Source organism: Leisingera sp. F5 (genome assembly GCF_001593695.1).
In genome coordinates this window covers 1-1,963 of the sequence record NZ_LUKH01000628.1, presented here as the reverse complement: position 1 = coordinate 1,963, position 1,963 = coordinate 1, and the positions used below count along the sequence as shown (strand labels likewise).

1 protein-coding gene is annotated in these 1,963 nt (G+C 59.8%); it reads left to right on the top strand.

Annotation, left to right across the window (positions count from 1 at the left end):
* Nucleotides 1-1,864, top strand: a 1,864-nt coding sequence (locus A2I95_RS34110; RefSeq protein ID WP_291736939.1) for a tyrosine-type recombinase/integrase, incomplete at its 5' end; no start/stop codon positions are given.
* Between the last annotated feature and the right edge of the window lie 99 nt (nucleotides 1,865-1,963).

The window sequence follows — 1,963 nt, the reverse complement described above, 5'->3', positions numbered from 1 at the left end:
CGCCCCCGAAATTTCGGTTCCGGCAAGTGGAGGATTATTTGTCATTTTCGGCTTCGGTTTTTGGAATAACGGCCAATTTGTCATTCAGCGGACAAGAAAAGAGGCCTTCATGAGCTTTTTCACACCCATCGCGCCGATGACATTCCAGAACGTGCTGGACTGGACCATCGCGCAAGACAAGAAAGACTACGTCTCCCCGGTCAAGCGGTGCAGTGAGTTGTACAAGAACCGGCACCTGCAAGACATTCCGGCCGATCTGGATGAATTCAAGCGACGCTTTCCGCTGGGCGGTTTTGATCCCCGGCATTTCAAGACCGAGAAGGCCTACAAGGCCTGGCGCCGGAAAGTGTCCGCCGCCATCAAAGGAGCCACCGGGCAGCTGCAGGAAGAACAGGAGCGCCGGGCGCGGCAAGACGCCTGGGCGGAGCTGATCGATGCCCTGACGCCACTCACCGGCATGCCGGATCAGGCGATGTATCCGCACCAAGTGCTGATTCCTATCCGGAAGCTGTCCGATCTTGCCTGGCAGCATGGCAAGGAGCCCAACCAAGTTTCCCAGGAATGGCTGTCCGGGCTTCGGACACGTTTGGGATCAAACGACTGGAAGTCCCTGCAATCCGCTCTTCGGCGGCTGAACCATTTCCGGTACCTGTCGTCGGCCCGGCCGCTGCTTCCGCCGGAGCCGTTTGCCGAACCCGAGGTTCTGCGTGCCAACATCCTGCCGGGTATCCCGGATCACGTCGCCGCTGAAATCAGAGACTGGGTGCTCAACGCGACGCGTGGAGAATACGATCCGGTCGAGGATAGATACGAGGAAGGGACCTCTGAGGATGACAAGTCCTTCAAGACCGCAGCGCTGCGCAAGTTCGTCAGCACCCTGTCGGAATGCGCTGGTCTGGAGACGGACCTTGGGCTGAGGGAACTTCTTTCTCCTGAAAATGCAGTCCAGGTCGTGCGCAGGTGGTCGTCCAACATGGATGGTGCCGGCAAGATCACCGCCCGAACTGCACATGACTACCTGAAGGCCATCTACATCGTGATGGCGCGAAACGGCCTGCCGCCGGATGCGATTAAGGCGCAGCTCGCAAACAACCGGTTTTTGAAGCAGGGGAAGAAGCAGGGCAGCCACATGTCACCCGGCGCGCGGACTTTCTGTGAAACTCTGCTGGGATCGCAGAAACTGACCCTGACCTTCCTTTCCCTGCACGTGCAGCTGCGCAACCGGGCCCAAGAGCTCCTCAACAGCTTCTCGGCGGATGGGCGGGCGATGACCGGGAGTGAAATCGAGGAGGTGCGTTCCATTGGTTCGGTGGCAGCCGTCTGCGCGCTCGAAACCCGCGGGGCACCGATCCGCATCGACAACGCGCTGGCGCTTGCGATCCGCGGCGACAACATCACATTCCACCTGCCGGGCAGGATGACCGATCACGCGACAATCACGCTGTCGCCGGAGCACACCAAGAACGACAACGAGATCTGGGCGCCGATCGAACGCGGCAACCTGAACGGGCTCGAAGTGATCGAATGGTACATGGAAACGATCCGTCCGCTGTATCCGGGTGCAGATAGCAGCGATTTCCTGTTTCCCGGGATTATTGCGGACGGCAATCTGCCCTACGAGACCTTCCTCGGCTGGTTCAAGCGCGAAACCCGTGCTGCCGGCTTGCCGATGACCCCGCATAATTTCCGACACGGCTTGGCCTCGCTGCTGATCGAAGCCAACCCGGGAAGGTGGGACCTGCTCGAGCGGCTGCTCGACGATACAGTCGGCACTGCCAGGAAAAACTATGGCTGGGTCAACAAACGCGTGCAGCGCTCCGAGGTGCAGAAATACGTGCTCGATCTGACGAGGCTGAAGGCATGAAGAAACCTGATCGCCGGACCGTTCCGGAAATCCTGCAGCACCCGCGATGGGATCCCTTGGCTGCAACGCTGAACATGAGGGCTGTCACCGCGCCGCAAT